At 60.6% G+C, this 1,473-nt stretch carries 3 protein-coding genes; all 3 read left to right on the forward strand.

The window, feature by feature from the left end; all coding sequences use genetic code 11:
- Positions 1-561: 561 nt before the first annotated feature.
- The 3 genes from ACY5KJ_RS12590 to ACY5KJ_RS12600 are packed head-to-tail and all read left to right on the forward strand — an operon-like array spanning position 562 to position 1,460.
- Positions 562-939, forward strand: coding sequence for a hypothetical protein (locus ACY5KJ_RS12590; protein ID WP_462189269.1), 378 nt, complete (start codon positions 562-564; stop codon positions 937-939).
- A 51-nt stretch (positions 940-990) separates the two neighbouring features.
- A complete protein-coding gene (locus tag ACY5KJ_RS12595; RefSeq protein ID WP_462189268.1) occupies positions 991-1,200 on the forward strand; it encodes a helix-turn-helix transcriptional regulator in 210 nt (69 codons plus the stop codon).
- Between the two features lie 44 nt (positions 1,201-1,244).
- The gene (locus ACY5KJ_RS12600) at positions 1,245-1,460 is read left to right on the forward strand and encodes a hypothetical protein (RefSeq protein WP_462203414.1); all 216 of its coding nucleotides are present in this window, start codon (positions 1,245-1,247) and stop codon (positions 1,458-1,460) included.
- Positions 1,461-1,473 lie beyond the last annotated feature (13 nt).

Here is a 1,473-nt window from a genome sequence, read left to right on the forward strand (position 1 = left end):
CTCCCATGTCCACCGAGACCGGCGGGAAGGGCCTGCCGCTCGGCAAGCCGATCATCTCCGGATAGCATGCCACGCTACGATTGCCATAGATGGCCGAGCCGGCGCGTATTGATGAAAATTTCTTACATCTACCGTCAGATACCGATGATTCCATCCCCGAGCAAATAGCCATAACGCTTTAACACCTTAACGCCAAAGAGAGCAAGGAATCAGAGACAAGGATCAATTTCGCCTAGACGGCCAGGTGGCGCTGGCCACTGGTGGCGCCCGCGGCATCGACGCCGAATCTGCTCGGCTTCTCGCAGCTGCGGGCGCCATCGTGTGGGAACCGACATGGCGGAGTCGTTCTTCCGCGAGAACCCAGGAAAGGTCAACACTACAAGTACATAAGCCGGCTCCTCGGCCCGGGACATCACCACCCAGCGGGATGGAGGGGCGGACATCATCGCTACCCGCCTGACGCGCACCGATACCGATCTGATCATCGAGGTCTGGGATTCCAGCGCAGCCGCACCCATCCGGCAAGACCCGGCTCTCGACGCCGAGGGCGGACGCGGCCTGTTGCTGCTGTCGGCCCTGAGCACCCGATGGGCCTACTACCGACCTTCGACCGGCGGCAAGGTGGTCTGGTGCAGCCTGCCGCTGTTGGCGAGGACCAAGGTTGCAGTCGGGGACGCCGAGCCGTTGCCCTCTCGCCAGAGATCGACCGCACCCACCCTGATCGTCCACGACACGAAGGACACCTTCATCTCTGTGGATGCCTCGCGGGCGGCTGTCGGCCGCTTCCGGGTGGAGCCCAGGCTAGTGGAGATCGAGCGGGCGCAGCACGGATTCGCGGTGCACGACGATCCCGCCTACGCCGATCCCCAGAGCAAGGTGACCCGAAGTGCCCCTACCTACCGTGGCGCACCGGCCGCAGCGGGACTACGGCAACGATGATGCACAATTGATGCATCTGATGCATCCGCGGGACGCGAAGGGATTGAGTTGATGGCTCGGAAGCAAAGCGGTCTAACGGCTAGGCGCCGCGCCATGGGCTATTCTCAAGAGTCATTTGCGCATGAACTGGACGTTGACCGGACCACCGTCGGACGCTGGGAGCGCGGGGATGTCGATGCATGCCGCAGAGAACGGTGCTCCCGCAGAAGGGCTCACACTCGCGCGATCTATGGAAGGCCGCCGACTAAGGAGTCGAAATGAAATAACTTGCGCGTTTCGAACCCTCCACAGGCCTGTGACCTGCGATGATGCTCTCGATCACGTATTTGTTACTTCATTACGTCCCCATAATTGACCATGCCATGTGTATGGCTGATATGGCGTATGTACTGGCCCGGGTGGGTGCATGGTCTGACGCCGAATATTTCGCGCACGAGCTACTTGAAGGGGCGTCGGAGATCTGCCCCCGAGCTTATCCGTCGATCTTCCGTCTAGCGAGTATTGTAAAGGAATCGAAATGAAATAACTTGCGCG

It is taken from the genome of Frankia sp. CcWB3 (assembly GCF_977927595.1).